14 protein-coding genes are annotated in these 14,935 nt (G+C 62.1%); 6 read left to right on the top strand and 8 right to left on the bottom strand.

Annotation, left to right across the window (positions count from 1 at the left end):
- Window positions 1-263: 263 nt before the first annotated feature.
- Entirely contained in the window at window positions 264-641 is a 378-nt protein-coding gene (locus GV819_RS18770) for a hypothetical protein (protein WP_161757545.1), read from the bottom strand.
- Window positions 642-781: 140 nt separating this feature from the next.
- The gene (locus GV819_RS18775; RefSeq protein ID WP_161757546.1) at window positions 782-2,122 is read right to left on the bottom strand and encodes a DEAD/DEAH box helicase; all 1,341 of its coding nucleotides are present in this window, start codon (window positions 2,120-2,122) and stop codon (window positions 782-784) included.
- Window positions 2,123-2,315: 193 nt separating this feature from the next.
- Between GV819_RS18775 and GV819_RS18780 the strand changes: the two genes are divergently transcribed.
- Entirely contained in the window at window positions 2,316-3,614 is a 1,299-nt protein-coding gene (locus tag GV819_RS18780) for a mechanosensitive ion channel family protein (protein ID WP_161757547.1), read from the top strand.
- A gap of 113 nt (window positions 3,615-3,727) precedes the next feature.
- On the opposite strand, the gene GV819_RS18785 is transcribed toward GV819_RS18780, so the two are convergent.
- The 4 genes from GV819_RS18785 to GV819_RS18800 form a co-directional block, all read right to left on the bottom strand.
- Entirely contained in the window at window positions 3,728-4,963 is a 1,236-nt protein-coding gene (locus tag GV819_RS18785; protein ID WP_218579766.1) for an MFS transporter, read from the bottom strand.
- Window positions 4,964-5,284: 321 nt separating this feature from the next.
- Window positions 5,285-6,151 carry a carboxylate/amino acid/amine transporter gene (locus tag GV819_RS18790; protein ID WP_161757548.1) on the bottom strand — a complete coding sequence of 289 codons (867 nt, stop codon included), beginning with the start codon at window positions 6,149-6,151 and terminating at the stop codon, window positions 5,285-5,287.
- Window positions 6,152-6,394: 243 nt separating this feature from the next.
- Window positions 6,395-6,994 carry an FMN-dependent NADH-azoreductase gene (locus GV819_RS18795; protein WP_161757549.1) on the bottom strand — a complete coding sequence of 200 codons (600 nt, stop codon included), beginning with the start codon at window positions 6,992-6,994 and terminating at the stop codon, window positions 6,395-6,397.
- 159 nt (window positions 6,995-7,153) lie between these two features.
- On the bottom strand, window positions 7,154-7,468 hold the full coding sequence (locus GV819_RS18800) for a 3-phosphoglycerate kinase (RefSeq protein WP_161757550.1): 315 nt from the start codon (window positions 7,466-7,468) through the stop codon (window positions 7,154-7,156).
- 49 nt (window positions 7,469-7,517) lie between these two features.
- On the opposite strand from GV819_RS18800, the gene GV819_RS18805 reads away from it, so the two are divergent.
- The 5 genes from GV819_RS18805 to aqpZ all read left to right on the top strand — a co-directional run bounded on the left by GV819_RS18805 (window position 7,518) and on the right by aqpZ (window position 12,799).
- The gene (locus GV819_RS18805; protein ID WP_161757551.1) at window positions 7,518-8,441 is read left to right on the top strand and encodes a LysR family transcriptional regulator; all 924 of its coding nucleotides are present in this window, start codon (window positions 7,518-7,520) and stop codon (window positions 8,439-8,441) included.
- Between the two features lie 30 nt (window positions 8,442-8,471).
- The gene (locus tag GV819_RS18810) at window positions 8,472-9,275 is read left to right on the top strand and encodes an alpha/beta fold hydrolase (protein WP_161757552.1); all 804 of its coding nucleotides are present in this window, start codon (window positions 8,472-8,474) and stop codon (window positions 9,273-9,275) included.
- Between the two features lie 3 nt (window positions 9,276-9,278).
- Window positions 9,279-9,842: a peptidylprolyl isomerase gene (locus GV819_RS18815; RefSeq protein WP_161757553.1), complete on the top strand. Its 564-nt coding sequence runs from the start codon at window positions 9,279-9,281 to the stop codon at window positions 9,840-9,842.
- Window positions 9,843-9,930: 88 nt separating this feature from the next.
- The gene (locus GV819_RS18820) at window positions 9,931-11,763 is read left to right on the top strand and encodes an ABC transporter ATP-binding protein (RefSeq protein ID WP_161757554.1); all 1,833 of its coding nucleotides are present in this window, start codon (window positions 9,931-9,933) and stop codon (window positions 11,761-11,763) included.
- Between the two features lie 337 nt (window positions 11,764-12,100).
- Complete coding sequence (aqpZ, locus tag GV819_RS18825; RefSeq protein WP_161757555.1) at window positions 12,101-12,799, top strand: aquaporin Z; 699 nt, start codon at window positions 12,101-12,103, stop codon at window positions 12,797-12,799.
- Between the two features lie 3 nt (window positions 12,800-12,802).
- Here aqpZ and GV819_RS18830 read toward each other — a convergent pair whose 3' ends face one another.
- Together GV819_RS18830 and GV819_RS18835 are read right to left on the bottom strand one after the other, a co-directional pair.
- Window positions 12,803-13,927: a GNAT family N-acetyltransferase gene (locus GV819_RS18830; RefSeq protein ID WP_161757556.1), complete on the bottom strand. Its 1,125-nt coding sequence runs from the start codon at window positions 13,925-13,927 to the stop codon at window positions 12,803-12,805.
- An 86-nt stretch (window positions 13,928-14,013) separates the two neighbouring features.
- Window positions 14,014-14,919: a LysR family transcriptional regulator gene (locus tag GV819_RS18835; RefSeq protein WP_161757557.1), complete on the bottom strand. Its 906-nt coding sequence runs from the start codon at window positions 14,917-14,919 to the stop codon at window positions 14,014-14,016.
- Window positions 14,920-14,935: the final 16 nt, after the last annotated feature.

Here is a 14,935-nt window from a genome sequence, read left to right on the forward strand (position 1 = left end):
ATCAACTCCTGATCACCGGGATTATTAAAAGGGGCGGCAAGGATGCTGCTTGGCACAATGCTCAAGCACAACAGGCAAGACAATACCTGACACAACCTCATCCCGAGGGTGGAGAGAGACATATTCGGTCCTTCGAAAGGGCAGCAAGGGTCAAGACAAGGCGGGCGATGTTAATGTGCCACCATACTGACGTCAAATAAACGCTGCACACCCCGAAAAACTGTCGTACCCCCAGAATCCGGGCCCTGTAGTGGGTGCCGATACTAGATTTGCTCCGGTAACCGACACATCAGACGTTTCTGAATCTTTAGGAAAGGTTTCTTGGTAGCGGACTGTTGATCGGCCAGCACCGCGATGTCAGTGCAACTGTCGCCGACGTAGAGCGCCTCTGCGCTCAAGCGAAACTCATGCACCATGCGTTCGAAAAAAGCGCTGAACACCTCAGTCCTGTCCTGTCGACGCTCAGCCACTCCGGTCACCAGGAATGGCATCTGCTGCCAATCAGGACGCAGGTTCCTGATAGGCAACAGGGCTTTCATCAGGCTGAAGCAATGATCGACATCCAGAGAAAGCCTGAGCCGCCCGGCGGCGACAAGCGCCTTCAAGTCCTCACGCAACGCCTGATCAAAATAGTCACTCATCGTCTATTTCCACTGAGCGGGTTCAAGACGTAACGCCCAACCAGTGTTCATCAGGCACAACCGGCGCGGTCTGCGGCACGCACAAGCCATAAAAAAGCCCGGAGCAAGTCCGGGCTTTTTGTTCGCATCAGGCTGCAGGCTTATTCAGCCGCCGGCGCCTCTGGCTTGCGGCGCTTGAGCGGCGCCATACCATCCTGGCTGACCAGGCTGTCGCTTTTCGGCCGGTTGGCGCTCTTGCGCTTGGTCGGTGTCTTGGCCACGGACTTTTTCTTGTCGCCCTTGGCGTCGGTCTTTTTCTTCTTCACGCCAACGGCCTTGCCGGACGCCTTGACCTTTTTCGGGCCACTGTAGGTGCCTTTGACTTCCTTGATGGTACGGCGCTCGAAGCTCTGCTTGAGGTAGCGCTCGATGCTCGACATCAGGTTCCAGTCGCCGTGGCAGATCAGCGAGATGGCCAGGCCGTCATTGCCGGCACGGCCGGTACGACCGATGCGGTGCACGTACTCATCGCCGCTGCGCGGCATGTCGAAGTTGATCACCAGGTCCAGGCCGTCAACGTCCAGGCCACGGGCGGCCACGTCGGTGGCCACGAGGATCTTCACCCCGCCCTGCTTCAGGCGGTCGATGGCCAGCTTGCGGTCCTTCTGGTCCTTTTCACCGTGCAGCACGAACGCCTTGTAGTCCTGGGCCACCAGGCGGCCGTAGATGCGGTCGGCCATGGCCCGGGTGTTGGTGAAGACGATGGCCTTCTGGTAGGTCTCATTGGCCAGCAGCCAATTGACGATCTGTTCTTTGTGCTGGTTATGGTCGGCGGTGATGATCTGCTGACGGGTGGTTTCGTTCAGCTGGCTGACGCTGTTGAGTTGCAGGTGCTCAGGGTTGTTGAGGACCTTGGCGACCATCTCGCGCAAGCCGGAGCCACCGGTGGTGGCGGAGAACAGCATGGTCTGCTGGCGGTTCGGGCATTCGTCCACCAGGCGCTGCACGTCTTCGGCAAAGCCCATGTCAAGCATGCGGTCGGCTTCGTCGAGCACCAGCACTTCGACTTCCTTGAGGTCGAGGTTGCCAGCGTTGAGTTGCTCGAGCATGCGGCCCGGGGTGCCGATGAGGATGTCCGGGACCTTGCGCAGCATGGCGGCCTGGACCTTGAAGTCTTCACCGCCGGTGATCAGGCCGGACTTGATGAAAGTGAACTGCGAGAAGCGCTCGACTTCCTTCAAGGTCTGCTGGGCCAGTTCCCGGGTCGGCAGCAGGATCAGGGTCTTGATGCTGACGCGGACCTTCGCCGGGCCGATCAGACGATGGAGAATCGGCAGGATGAAGGCCGCGGTCTTGCCGCTGCCAGTCTGTGCCGTCACCCGCAGGTCACGCCCTTGTAGCGCGAGCGGAATAGCCGCTGCCTGCACCGGCGTCGGCTCGACAAATTTAAGCTCGGCCACGGCTTTGAGCAGGCGTTCGTGCAGGGCGAATTGGGAAAACACGGGTGCTACCTCGAAGATATGCAAAAAAACAGCTGCATAGGGTAACGGTTTCGAGCGCGAAGGCCGAGTTTCTTTGTGCAAACGGTCGTAAAGAATTGGTTTTTTGTTAACCGATTTGTCCTTGACCGTAACTTTGCTGGGGTTAAATGCTCTAATCCATCCCTTGTGCCATATAGAAGAATCGATTTAGCCCATGGATTTCAAACAGCTCTGGCTCAATACCCAGGATCTCTGGGGAGCACTCGATCAACACCCTCTCCTGCATGCCGGCATCGGCCTGACCCTGCTGCTGGTGGTCGCCCTGGTACTCGGACGGGTGGCACGCTACATCATCCTCCACGCCGTCAGGCTGCTGGGGCGCCAGCCGGCCCTGCACTGGCTCAATGACCTGCGCCACAACAAGGTGTTCCACCGCCTGGCGCAGATGACCCCGTCCCTGGTGATCCAGTTCGGCCTGCACCTGGTGCCGGAGTTAAGCAAGACCAGCATGCTGTTCCTCGGCAACCTGGCCATGGCCTTCACTATCCTGTTCCAGCTCCTGGCCCTGAGCGCCCTGCTCAATGCCCTGCTGGACATCTACGCGCGCACCGAGCACGCCCGCACCCGCTCGATCAAGGGCTACGTGCAACTGGCGAAGATGGTGCTGTACGTGTTTGGCGCGATCATCATTGTCGCCACCCTGATCGACCGCTCGCCGCTGTTGCTGCTGTCCGGGCTAGGCGCCATGTCGGCGGTGATCCTGTTGGTCTACAAGGACACCCTGCTGTCCTTCGTCGCCAGCGTGCAACTGACCAGCAACGACATGCTGCGGGTCGGCGACTGGATCGAGATGCCCCAGGTCGGCGCCGATGGCGACGTGGTGGACATCACCCTGCACACGGTCAAGGTGCAGAACTTCGACAAGACCATCGTCTCGATCCCCACCTGGCGCCTGATGAGCGAATCGTTCAAGAACTGGCGCGGTATGCAGCAGTCCGGCGGGCGGCGGATCAAGCGCAGCCTGTACATCGATGCCAGCGGCGTGCGTTTTTTGCATGACGACGAAGAAGTACGCCTGAGCAAGGTGCGCCTGCTGACCGACTACATCGGCCGCAAGCAGGCCGAGCTGAAAAGCTGGAACGAAGCCCAGGGCAACGTCGCGGCGCTGTCGGCCAATCGCCGGCGCATGACCAACATCGGTACATTCCGCGCCTATGCCCTGGCGTACTTGAAGAGCCATCCGGAGATCCAGCCGAACATGACCTGCATGGTGCGCCAGATGCAGACCACGGCCCAGGGCATCCCGCTGGAGATCTACTGCTTTACCCGCACCACCGCGTGGGTGGATTACGAACGGATCCAGGGCGACATCTTCGATTACCTGCTGGCGGTGATGCCGGAGTTCGGCCTGAACCTCTACCAGCAGCCCAGCGGCACCGACCTGCGGGCCGGGATCCTGCCAGCCGTGCTCGGCGCCAGCCATATTCCGCAGGTGGAAAAGCACGCGCTCTGAGCCAGTCTTGCCATCCACACGGCCCGGCAGGGGCGCCTTGGCGCCTCGCGCCTGGTCCGTCAGCAGACGCTGACCGGATACGGACGCAGAACCCGAGGCGCTGCTGCCTCAAGTCACGCCTCTGTCACCGACGCGGCAACCGCAACCTCGGGCAGTGGGCGCGCGGCCATCAGGATGCACAGCACCGACAGCACTGCGCACAGCGCCCCCAGCATGATCGAGGCGGCGTAGCTTTGGTAAAGGTCAAACAGCAACCCGGCAATGCTCCCGCCAATCAGCGCCGCGCCCCCCACTGAAAGGTACAACGCCCCCAGGATCGCCCCCAGGTTGGCGGTGCCGAACCAATCGGCGGCCAGCGATGGGTAGAGAGAGATGCAACCGCCGTTGACCAGGCCGAAGCACAAGGCGAACAGCGCCAACGCAGCGAACCCATCGGCGCCGAGCCAAAAGAGATTGAGCAGCACCAGGACGAACGTCAGCGCCACCAGTAGACGCAGGGAACCGATGCGGTCACCCAGACTGCCGAGGAACAGGCGCCCGGCAACATTGCCGACACCAATCAACCCAATCAGCAAGTTGGCCTCGGAAACCGCAAGTCCAGCCTCCCGAGCGTAGGGATTGATGTGGACGACCGCCACAAACAGGCCGACCGAGCCGCAGAAAATCGCCACGAAGTACCACCAGAAACGTCCCGTGCACAGCGCTTGCGCCAAACCCATGCCAGTGGCGGCCGGTGGCGTTTCCTGACGACACGCCAGAGGTGCCTGCGTTTGCGCCTGCGGCTGCCCCTTGACCAGCCAGGCCCCGCCAAGACCGACGACGAATATCACCGCAGCAAAGATCTGCAGCGTGGTTTCCCAGGAAAAGTGCTCCATCAGCAGCCCCGCGGCCAAGGGTCCGATAAATGTCCCGACCCCGGTTCCGGCCAGGGCGATGCCCGAAGCCTGGCTGCGGTTCCTGACGAACCAGCGCTGCACCGCGGTCACGCTCGGCACATACACCAGTCCAACCCCGAGCCCCACCAGCACGCAAAAACTCAGCAGGAACAACCACAACGATCCGCCGGCCTGGCTACTGATGAAAAAACCCAGCGCCAACGAGAGGATGCCGGCGCCCACCACCCGCCGGGTCGATATGCGATCGGCCAGGGCACCGGCAAAGACTCCGACGGTGTAATAGATGAATGCGGTCAGTGAGAACACCGAGGCCACGGAAAAACGCCCGACCTCGAAGTTGGTCTGGATGTGGGAGAAAAACGCGCCAAAGGAGTAGGCGGCGCCAAAGATCAAGGTCAACAGGACGTGGGTCGCGAACACCACATACCAGCCTGGAAATATCTGCTTTCTCATCACCACTCGCTCTCCCTGCTGCATGAGGCTGAACCTTGAAGTCGCCTGGGCTCGCCACGGCTATCACATAGACTTGTATATACAGATGAATGCAACTTTGCGGCCAAGCATTCCCTGCCAATCGCTCCGACTTCCGGGCAGCCCCTCGACATCCTCTAACTGCTTGTTGCCAAAGCAGAAAAAAACCGCAAAAAAAAGGACTCGCCGATTGTCGAGAATCGGTGAGTCCTGGTTGATTGGCCACGCTGAGGCGTTTGGTAACGTCGTGCAGCCGCTACACGGCAATCCCGGTGAACGGTGTGTGCGGGAGTCCGCCGACCTCTACCCCAAGGCTCCCGCCGACCGCCGATCCTGGCGGCTGATCCACACCGCCCCCAGAATGACCAAGCCGCCCAGCAACAGCCGCCCCAGCGCTTCATGCTGGTTCCAGATCAGCAGGTTGATCAGCAGCCCCACCGGCACATGCAGGTTGTTCATCACTGCCAGGGTCGCGCCGCTCACCAAGCAGGCGCCCTTGTTCCACCAGTACAGACCCAAGGCCGTGGACACTAGCCCGAGAAACAGCAGTACACCCCATTGCAGGGGGGCTTGCGGAAGGAAGTTGGCCTTGCCGAACAGCAGGAACGCCGGCAATACCACCAGCAACGCCCCCAGGTAGAAGTAGCCAAAACGCCGATAATGCGGCAGGTCGCTGGGGTGCCGCGCCACCAGATGCCTGTACAGCACCTGCCCGGCGGCATAGGTGAAGTTGGCCAATTGCAGTAGCAAAAAACCCATAAAGAAGTCTGGGCTGATGCGGTCATAACGAATCACCGCCGCCCCTGCCACCGCCACCAACGCGGCCAGCAAGCCCCAGGGATTGAAACGCCGGTTCAGGGCATCTTCGATCAGGGTCACGTGCAACGGCGTGAGAATGGTGAACAGCAGCACCTCCGGCACCGTCAGCACCCGAAAGCTCAGGTACAGGCAGACGTAGGTGATACCGAACTGCAGGGCGCCGATCAGCAACATGCCGCGCATGAACGCCGGTTCCACTCGGCGCCAGCGGGTCAGCGGAATGAACACCAGCCCGGCCAACAGCACCCGCACCAATACGGCGAAGTAACTGTCGACGTGCCCGGCCAGGTATTCGCCGATCAGGCTGAAGGAAAACGCCTGGATCAGCGTGACAAAAAGTAGATAGCCCATGTTCGCCTCATCTTGAATGGCGGCGACGATAGCGGTTTTGCCCCAGGAGATGAAATCCCGGGCAAAAAAAAGCCCGATCTCGCTAGGCGTGCAATCGGGCGGGGACACTGAAGGAGCAACCAGTGCAAAGGGAGGTTCGATGCGCGAACCGGCTTGAAGGGGGTGCGCAGGCGTTACTTGAACACTGGGCGATTATCTGGAGATTAACGGCAGCGCTTGCCCGCCAGACGGTCGCCTCGCGGCTCAGGCGACCTGGGACAGCTTGGCGTTGGCCTGATTCAGGCCCTTCTCGTGAAAGTCGCCCCCCAGGTTCATGCCCTCGGCATGGATGAACTCGACGTCATGGATGCCGATAAAGCCCATCACCTGGCGCAGGTAGGGTTCCTGATGGTCCGCGGCGCTGCCAGCGTAGATGCCGCCCCGGGCAGTGAGCACGTAGGCGCGCTTGCCAGTGAGCAGGCCTTGCGGGCCCGTATCGGTGTACTTGAAGGTCACCCCGGCGCGCAGCACGTGGTCGAGCCAGGCTTTCAGGGTGCTGGGAATGGCGAAGTTGTACATCGGCGCGGCCATCACCAGCACGTCGGCGGCCAGCAGCTCTTCGGTCAGCTCGTTGGAGCGCTGCAGGGAATCCTGCTCGGCGGCGTTGCGCTGCTCGGCGGGCTTCATCCAGCCCCCCAGCAGGTTGGCGTCCAGGTGCGGCACCGGGTTGCGGGCCAGGTCACGGACGGTGATCGAGTCGCCAGGGTGAGCGGCTTGCCATTGCTGGGTAAAGGTCTGGGTCAACTGGCGGGAAACGGAATCTTGCTGACGGGCGCTGCTTTCAATGATCAGGACGCGGGACATGGGCTGAAGCCTCCATCGGGGTATGCGTAAGTCGATGGAGCGCAGATTAAACAGAGTGATATCGATGAAAAAGCGCAAATAACTGCTATAACCAATCAATAAATTCGTTTATAAGCTGAGCCAGTTCCACCGTAATACGCCGCGCCGGCCCAGCTTCGATCATTTGGCCTGGCAGCTCAACTCCAGGCGCAACCTGATGATCTTGCGATTGAACTTGGCGGTGACGTTCTTGCTCTTGCCCGCGGCGACTTCCACCTTGCGCGTGCGTGGCGCCTCGGGGCCGTTGCGAAACACTACCGAACACACCGCGTCGGTGTTGCCGAAGTTGTTCAGTTGAATGGAGCCGATATCCTCATCGGTGTCGTAGGCGGTGTAGTCGATGCTCGTGCCGTTGAGCTGTTTCTCGACATCGATGGGATAGGCCCAGGCGCTCAAGGGCAACAGAGCCAGCAACACACAACAGAACTTTCTCATTCGGCAGTCTCCAATAAGGAGCGCCAGCTTAGGACAAGAGGAGCCCCTCATGAAAGCGCCCCGCGTGACCCTGGATCAATGGCGCACCTTGCAGGCCGTGGTCGACCACGGCGGCTTCGCCCAGGCCGCTGAAGCCCTGCACCGCTCGCAATCCTCGGTCAGCTACACCGTGGCGCGCATGCAGGACCAGCTCGGCGTGCCGCTGCTGCGTATCGACGGCCGCAAGGCCGTGCTCACCGAGGCCGGCGGCGTGTTGCTGCGCCGCTCCCGGCAACTGGTCAAGCAGGCCAGCCAGCTGGAAGACCTGGCCCACCATATGGAGCAAGGCTGGGAAGCCGAAGTGCGCCTGGTAGTGGACGCCGCCTACCCCAACGCGCGCCTGGTGCGGGCCCTGACCGCTTTCATGCCGCAAAGCCGTGGCTGCCGCGTACGCCTGCGCGAAGAAGTGTTGTCCGGGGTCGAGGAAGTGCTGCTCGAAGGCGTCGCCGACCTGGCCATCAGTGGTTTCAACATTCCCGGCTACCTGGGCACCGAGATGAGTGCGGTGGAGTTCGTCGCCGTGGCTCACCCCGAACACGCCCTGCACCGCCTGCAGCGGGAACTGCATTTCCAGGACCTGGAAAGCCAGCTGCAAGTGGTGATCCGCGACTCCGGTCGCCAGCAGCCGCGCGACGTCGGCTGGCTCGGCGCCGAACAACGCTGGACCGTCGGCAGCCTGGCCACCGCCGCCAGCTTCGTCAGCAGCGGCCTGGGCTTCGCCTGGCTGCCGCGGCACCTGATCGAGCGGGAGTTGCGCGAAGGCCTGCTCAAGGTACTGCCCCTGGACCAGGGCGGCAGTCGCCACCCGACTTTCTTCCTCTATTCCAACAAGGACAAACCCCTGGGCCCGGCGACGCAGATCCTCGTGGAACTGCTGCGCACCTTCGACACCGCGCCCCTGGATGCGCCCTTTGCCGCCCCCGAGCAAGCCTGATTTCCCAACCACCAGAACAGGAGTTCTGCCATGGCGTATTTCGAGCATGAAGGTTGCACTTTGCACTACGAGGAATATGGCCGGGGGGACCCCCTGCTGCTGGTTCACGGCCTGGGCTCGAGCGCCCTGGACTGGGAGAAACAGATCCCCGAGCTGGCGCTGCGATATCGGCTGATCATCCCGGACATTCGTGGCCACGGCCGCTCCGACAAGCCCCGGGAGCGCTATAGCATCAAGGGCTTCAGCGCCGACCTGATAGCCTTGATCGAACACCTGAACCTTGGGCCCGCGCATTTTGTCGGGCTGTCCATGGGCGGCATGATCGGCTTCCAGCTGGCGGTGGATCAGCCGCAGTTGCTGAAAAGCCTGTGCATCGTCAACAGCGCGCCCGAGGTCAAGGTACGCAGTGCCAATGACTACTGGCAGTGGTTCAAGCGCTGGAGCCTGACCCGCCTGCTCAGCCTGGCCACCATTGGCAAGGCCCTGGGCGACCGGCTGTTTCCCAAGCCGGAGCAGGCAGAGCTGCGGCAGAAGATGACCGAACGCTGGGCAAAAAACGACAAACGTGCTTATCTCGCCAGCTTCGACGCCATCGTTGGCTGGGGGGTTCAGGAACGTCTGGGCCGTATCACCTGTCCAACCCTGGTGGTCAGCGCCGACCGCGACTACACGCCAGTGGCGGTCAAAGAGGCTTACGTAAAACTGTTGCCGGACGCACGGCTGGTGGTGATCGAGGATTCCCGACACGCCACGCCACTGGACCAGCCGCAGCGCTTCAACCAAACCCTGCTCGAATTCATAACCACAGTCGACACCACCACCCAGGATCACTGACCCATGCTGAAAAAAATCGCCCTCGTCGCCGGCTCCGTGCTGTTCGCTGCCAACCTGATGGCCGCACAACCGGCCAAGGCGCCTCACGTCCTGCTGGACACCAGCTTCGGCAAGATCGAAGTGGAACTGGATCCGGTCAAGGCACCGATCTCCAGCAAGAACTTCCTCGACTACGTCGACAGCGGCTTCTACACCAACACCATCTTCCATCGGGTGATCCCGGGGTTCATGGTCCAGGGTGGTGGTTTCACCGCGCAGATGACGCAGAAGGACACCCGCGACCCGATCAAGAACGAAGCGTCCAACGGCCTGCATAACGTGCGCGGCACCCTGTCCATGGCCCGTACCTCGAACCCCAACTCGGCCACCAGCCAGTTCTTCATCAACGTCGCCGACAACGCCTTCCTCGACCCGGGCCGCGATGCCGGCTACGCGGTGTTCGCCAAGGTAGTGAGCGGCATGGACGTGGTGGACCAGATCGTCAATTCCCAGACCACCACCAAGCAAGGCATGCAGAACGTGCCGATCGACCCGGTGCTGATCAAGTCGGCCAAGCGCATCGACTGAATCCAGCGGCCTGTCCCGGCGGCGGCGCCTACCCGGCGCCCCGTCCGTTTTCTGAACAGGAGAGCCCGTACCACGGGCTGCAGCCCCCATGCTCTATCGTCGTTTTGAACAACTGATCGACATCTTCCGCGACGCCCCCAGCGCCACCCCGCCCAATCGGGTACTGCCCTTCTACCTCCACTACATCAAGCAAGTCTGGCCGAGCTTCGTCGCCTTGTTGGTGGTGGGCCTGTTCGTGGCCCTGATCGAGGTGTCGCTGTTCAGTTACCTGAGCACCATCATCGACCTGGCCCAAGGCACGCCCAACGCCCAGGTGTTCAGCGAGCACGGCCTGGAACTGGCGTGGATGGCCGTGGTGGCATTGCTGTTCCGGCCACTGATGGTGGGCCTGCACGACCTGCTGATGCACCAGACCATCAACCCCGGCATGACCAGCCTGATCCGCTGGCAGAACCACAGCTACGTGCTGCGCCAGAGCCTGAATTTCTTCCAGAACGACTTCGCCGGGCGCATCGCCCAGCGCATCATGCAGACCGGTTACTCGCTGCAGGATTCCTCGGTACAGGTGATCGACGCCCTGTGGCACGTGACCATCTACGCCATCGGCTCGCTGATCCTGTTCGCCGATGCCGACTGGCGCCTGATGATCCCCCTGCTCCTCTGGATCGCCGGCTTCATCGGCGCCATGCGCTTTTTTGTCCCGCGTATCCAGAAGCGCTCGGTGGACGCCTCCGACGCCCGTTCCAAGCTCATGGGCCGGATCGTCGACGGCTACACCAACATCACCACCCTGAAGCTCTTCGCCCACACCCATTTCGAACAGAGCTACGCCCGCGAAGCCATCGCCGAGCAGACCGAGAAAAGCCAGCTGGCAGGCCGGGTGGTCACCGCCATGGACGTGACCATCACCAGCCTCAACGGTCTGCTGATCGTCAGCACCACCGGCCTGGCCCTGTGGCTGTGGAGCCAGTCGCTGATCAGTGCCGGCGCCATCGCCCTGGCCACCGGCCTGGTGATCCGCATCGTCAACATGTCCGGCTGGATCATGTGGGTGATCAACGGCATCTTCGAAAACATCGGCATGGTCGAGGATGGCCTGAAGACCATCGCCCAGCCGCTGCAACTCACCGACCGCGAGCAAGCGCCGAAGCTTACGGTGAGCGAGGGCGGCGTGCGTTTCGAGCACGTTGAGTTCCACTATGGCCAGGCCAACAAGGTCATCAGCGACCTCAACCTGGACATCCGTCCCGGGGAGAAGATCGGCCTGATCGGCCCGTCCGGGGCCGGCAAGTCGACCCTGGTCAACCTGCTGCTGCGGCTCTATGACCTGCAGGGCGGGAAGATCCTGATCGACGGCCAGAACATCGCCGAAGTGAGCCAGGAAAGCCTGCGCGAACGCATCGGCATGATCACCCAGGACACCTCGCTGCTGCACCGCTCGATCCGTGACAACCTGCTCTACGGCCGGCCCGATGCCAGCGACGAGGAGCTCTGGGAAGCCGTGCGCAAGGCCCGCGCCGACGAGTTCATCCCGCAGTTGTCCGACGCCGAGGGCCGCACCGGCTTCGATGCCCACGTCGGCGAGCGCGGGGTCAAGCTGTCCGGTGGTCAGCGCCAGCGCATCGCCATTGCCCGGGTGCTGCTCAAGGACGCGCCGATCCTGATCATGGACGAGGCCACCTCGGCCCTGGACTCAGAAGTCGAAGCAGCGATCCAGGAAAGCCTGGAGACCCTGATGCAGGGCAAGACCGTGATTGCCATTGCCCACCGCCTCTCGACCATCGCCCGCATGGACCGCCTGGTGGTCCTTGAGCATGGTCGCATTGCCGAGACCGGCACCCACGCCGAACTGCTGGCCCATGGCGGGCTGTACGCACGACTGTGGCAGCACCAGACCGGGGGGTTCGTCGGCATCGACTGATCCGGCACCTGCCGTGCAGTTGTTGCCCAAGGCGGCGCCGGGGCCGAAAAACCCGGCGCTCCGGTCCTGCAGAGAAACCGCCAAGCGCCAGGGCAAGTCCTGCCGCCTCGATCACTGCCGGCGACAGTCACTAGCAAGCAGCGGTGCCAGCGAAATACCGCGATAAAAACGCCAGAGCTCCTGGTCCAGGGAGCCCTGGCGTTTTTTTTGCTGCCTCTGGAATTGCGCCAAAAGCCTGCTGTACTGAGCCTAGGTTCCGGGGCGGAATCTGTAGTTGACCCGAGGGATGCATAACCGCGGTATCGCGTTGATAGGTTGACCTATCAAGGACTCATCCATGTCTTTGTTCAAACGTTCTGTCACTGAGTTGCTCGGTACGTTCTGGCTGGTCTTGGGCGGTTGCGGCAGCGCCGTGCTCGCAGCGGCATTCCCCAACGTCGGCATCGGTTTGCTCGGAGTCGCCCTGGCGTTCGGCCTGACAGTGCTGACCATGGCCTTCGCCATCGGCCATATTTCCGGTTGCCACTTGAACCCCGCCGTGTCCGTGGGGCTGGTAGTGGGTGGACGCTTTCCAGCCAGGGAGCTGCCCGCCTATGTAGTCGCGCAAGTCCTCGGCGGAGTGATCGCCGCAGCCCTGCTGTACTTCATCGCCAGCGGCAAGCCCGGCTTCGAACTGGCTTCGGGGCTGGCCTCCAACGGCTATGGCGAACACTCCCCCGGCGGCTATTCGATGGCTGCGGGGTTTGTCTGTGAACTGGTGATGACCGGGATGTTCGTGGTGATCATTCTCGGCGCCACCGACAAGCGCGCCCCGGCAGGGCTGGCACCAATCGCCATCGGCCTGGCCCTGACCCTGATCCACCTGATCTCGATCCCGGTGACCAACACTTCGGTCAACCCGGCCCGCAGCACCGGCCCGGCGTTGATTGTCGGCGGCTGGGCCCTGCAGCAGCTGTGGATGTTCTGGCTGGCTCCGATCCTCGGCGCGGTGATCGGTGGCGTGGTCTATCGCTGGCTGGGCAAGGAAGACAGCTGAGAATCAGGCCTGCCGATAGGGCAAGGCGTTCTTCGCCTCTTCGGCATAGGCCTGGACGCCCGCTCGCTCCTGCTGCAGGAAATCCTTCACCGCGGCGTTCAACCCGGGGTGGCGCAGGTAGTGCCAGGACCGCGTGAGCACCGGTTCGAAGCCGCGGATCAGCTTGTGCTCGCCCTGGGCTCCTGCGTCAAAACGCTGCAGTCCCTGGGCGATCGCATACTCCATGCCCTGATAGAAGCAGGTCTCGAAATGCAGGCGGTCGAACTCCGCCAGACAGCCCCAATAACGACCATAGAAACTGTCTCCCCCCAACAGACTGAATGCCATCGCCACCGGCCGCCCGCCCTGCTTGGCCAGGACCACGCGAATCGCCTCGGGCATGCGTTCGGCCAGCAGGCTGAAGAAGGTTCGGGTCAGGTAGGGTGACTGGCGCCGCACCGCATAGGTATTGGCGTAGCAGGCGTAGACGAAATCCCACTGTGCCTCCTGCAGCTCATGGCCTTCGAACCACTGGAAATCAAAGCCCTGCCCCGCCACCTGCTCGCGCTCCTTGCGCATCTGCTTGCGCTTGCGCGAGCTCAAGGCGTCGAGGAAATCCTGAAAGTCCCGGTAGCCACGATTCTGCCAATGGAACTGGCAACCCAAGCGTTGCAACCACCCCGGTTGCTGCGCCAGGGCCTGGTCGCTGAAGTCATCGGTGAAGTTGATATGGGCGCTGGAAAGACCTTCGATTTCCAGGTAGCCAGGCAGGCTTTTCAGCAGTTCGAGCGCGTCCGCCTGAGTCGCCGCCAATACCCGCGCACCACTTACCGGACTGAAGGGCACCGCTGTCAGCAACTTGGGGTAATAGTCGATCCCGGCCCGCTCGCAAGCCTCTGCCCAACCGTGATCGAACACATATTCGCCATAGGAGTGCCACTTGCGGTAGCTGGGCAGGGCCGCCAGCAGACGGCCATCTTCCACGTGCAGCAGGTGCTCGGCCTGCCAGCCGGAGCGAGGGCCGAGGCTGCCGCTGTCTTCCAGGGCACTGAGAAAAGCGTGACGCACGAAGGGTTGCCCGTCCTTGAGCAAGCCATCCCATTGCACGGGATCGACGGCGGACAGACTGTTCAAGGATTGCAGCGGCATCGGGGTCCCCGGAATTCAGATCGAACAACCTGGCGAGTATCCTCCATCACCGGGCTCACCGAAACAGCCAGGCCCCTGCAACGCGGTCAACGCCCCAGATGCTCCGCCAGAAAGTCGATGAACACCCGCGACTTGCGTGGCAGGTGGGCAGTGTTGGGAAACAGCACATGCACCGGCTGCGTCGCCAGGCGGTACTCCGGCAGTACCCGCACCAGGCGCCCGTTGGCCAGGTCATCAAGGACCACCCATTCCGGCAGCACCGCCAGCCCCAGGCCGGCCACTGCCAGGGCGCGAATCGCCGTTGCCGAGTTCGACTCGTGCCCGGGGTTGACCCGTACCTCCACCTCGCCCCGGCGTGGATGACTGAACGTCCAGCTGGCTGGCCCCGCCAGATTGCTGTTGCCAATCCACGGCAGCTCGCCGAGGTCTTCGGGCTGAGCCGGAGTACCGCCCTCGAACACCCCCGGGCTGGCCACCAGGGTGATCGCATAATCTGCCAGCTTGCGGCCCTTGAACCCCGAGTCCGCCAGATGCCCGAGGCGGATTACCAGGTCGAGTTTTTCCGCCACCAGGTCATTCAACGACGAATTGAAGTGGTAACTCAGGCGCACCTCGGGGTAACGCGCAGTGAACAACGGCAGGATCGGCAAGATGAAGGTCTCCGCGTATTCCGCCGTGGAGCTGATGCGCAACTTGCCCGTTACGCGGTTGCGCCCGTGCAGCACATTGTCAAAAGCCGTGTCGATATTGGCGACAATCCCCTTGAATTCATCATAGAGATCCTGGCCGGTTTCAGTCAGCGCGACATGCCGCGTGGTACGGATCAGCAAGGTCGTCGCCAACGCGTGCTCCAGTGCCTTGATATGCAAGCTGGCCATGGCCTTGCTGATACCCAGATACTGCGCGGCGCGAGTGTAGGAGGCAAAATCCACCACCGCGAGAAAGGTCTGAACCCGGTGCAACTGGCCGTGCAAAGCCTCGCTCACTGTCAAATATCCTTAAACAATG

This window comes from Pseudomonas sp. Fl5BN2, assembly GCF_009908205.1.
Classification (GTDB): domain Bacteria; phylum Pseudomonadota; class Gammaproteobacteria; order Pseudomonadales; family Pseudomonadaceae; genus Aquipseudomonas.

Bases quoted from the DNA above. Each gene is read 5' to 3' on its own strand.
- GV819_RS18780 (WP_161757547.1), top strand. From the start codon at position 2,316: ATGGATTTCAAACAGCTCTGGCTCAATACCCAGGATCTCTGGGGAGCA.
- GV819_RS18785 (WP_218579766.1), bottom strand. From the start codon at position 4,963: ATGAGAAAGCAGATATTTCCAGGCTGGTATGTGGTGTTCGCGACCCAC.
- GV819_RS18795 (WP_161757549.1), bottom strand. From the start codon at position 6,994: ATGTCCCGCGTCCTGATCATTGAAAGCAGCGCCCGTCAGCAAGATTCC.
- GV819_RS18790 (WP_161757548.1), bottom strand. From the start codon at position 6,151: ATGGGCTATCTACTTTTTGTCACGCTGATCCAGGCGTTTTCCTTCAGC.
- GV819_RS18805 (WP_161757551.1), top strand. From the start codon at position 7,518: ATGAAAGCGCCCCGCGTGACCCTGGATCAATGGCGCACCTTGCAGGCC.
- GV819_RS18815 (WP_161757553.1), top strand. From the start codon at position 9,279: ATGCTGAAAAAAATCGCCCTCGTCGCCGGCTCCGTGCTGTTCGCTGCC.
- GV819_RS18800 (WP_161757550.1), bottom strand. From the start codon at position 7,468: ATGAGAAAGTTCTGTTGTGTGTTGCTGGCTCTGTTGCCCTTGAGCGCC.
- aqpZ (WP_161757555.1), top strand. From the start codon at position 12,101: ATGTCTTTGTTCAAACGTTCTGTCACTGAGTTGCTCGGTACGTTCTGG.
- GV819_RS18770 (WP_161757545.1), bottom strand. From the start codon at position 641: ATGAGTGACTATTTTGATCAGGCGTTGCGTGAGGACTTGAAGGCGCTT.
- GV819_RS18830 (WP_161757556.1), bottom strand. From the start codon at position 13,927: ATGCCGCTGCAATCCTTGAACAGTCTGTCCGCCGTCGATCCCGTGCAA.
- GV819_RS18810 (WP_161757552.1), top strand. From the start codon at position 8,472: ATGGCGTATTTCGAGCATGAAGGTTGCACTTTGCACTACGAGGAATAT.
- GV819_RS18820 (WP_161757554.1), top strand. From the start codon at position 9,931: ATGCTCTATCGTCGTTTTGAACAACTGATCGACATCTTCCGCGACGCC.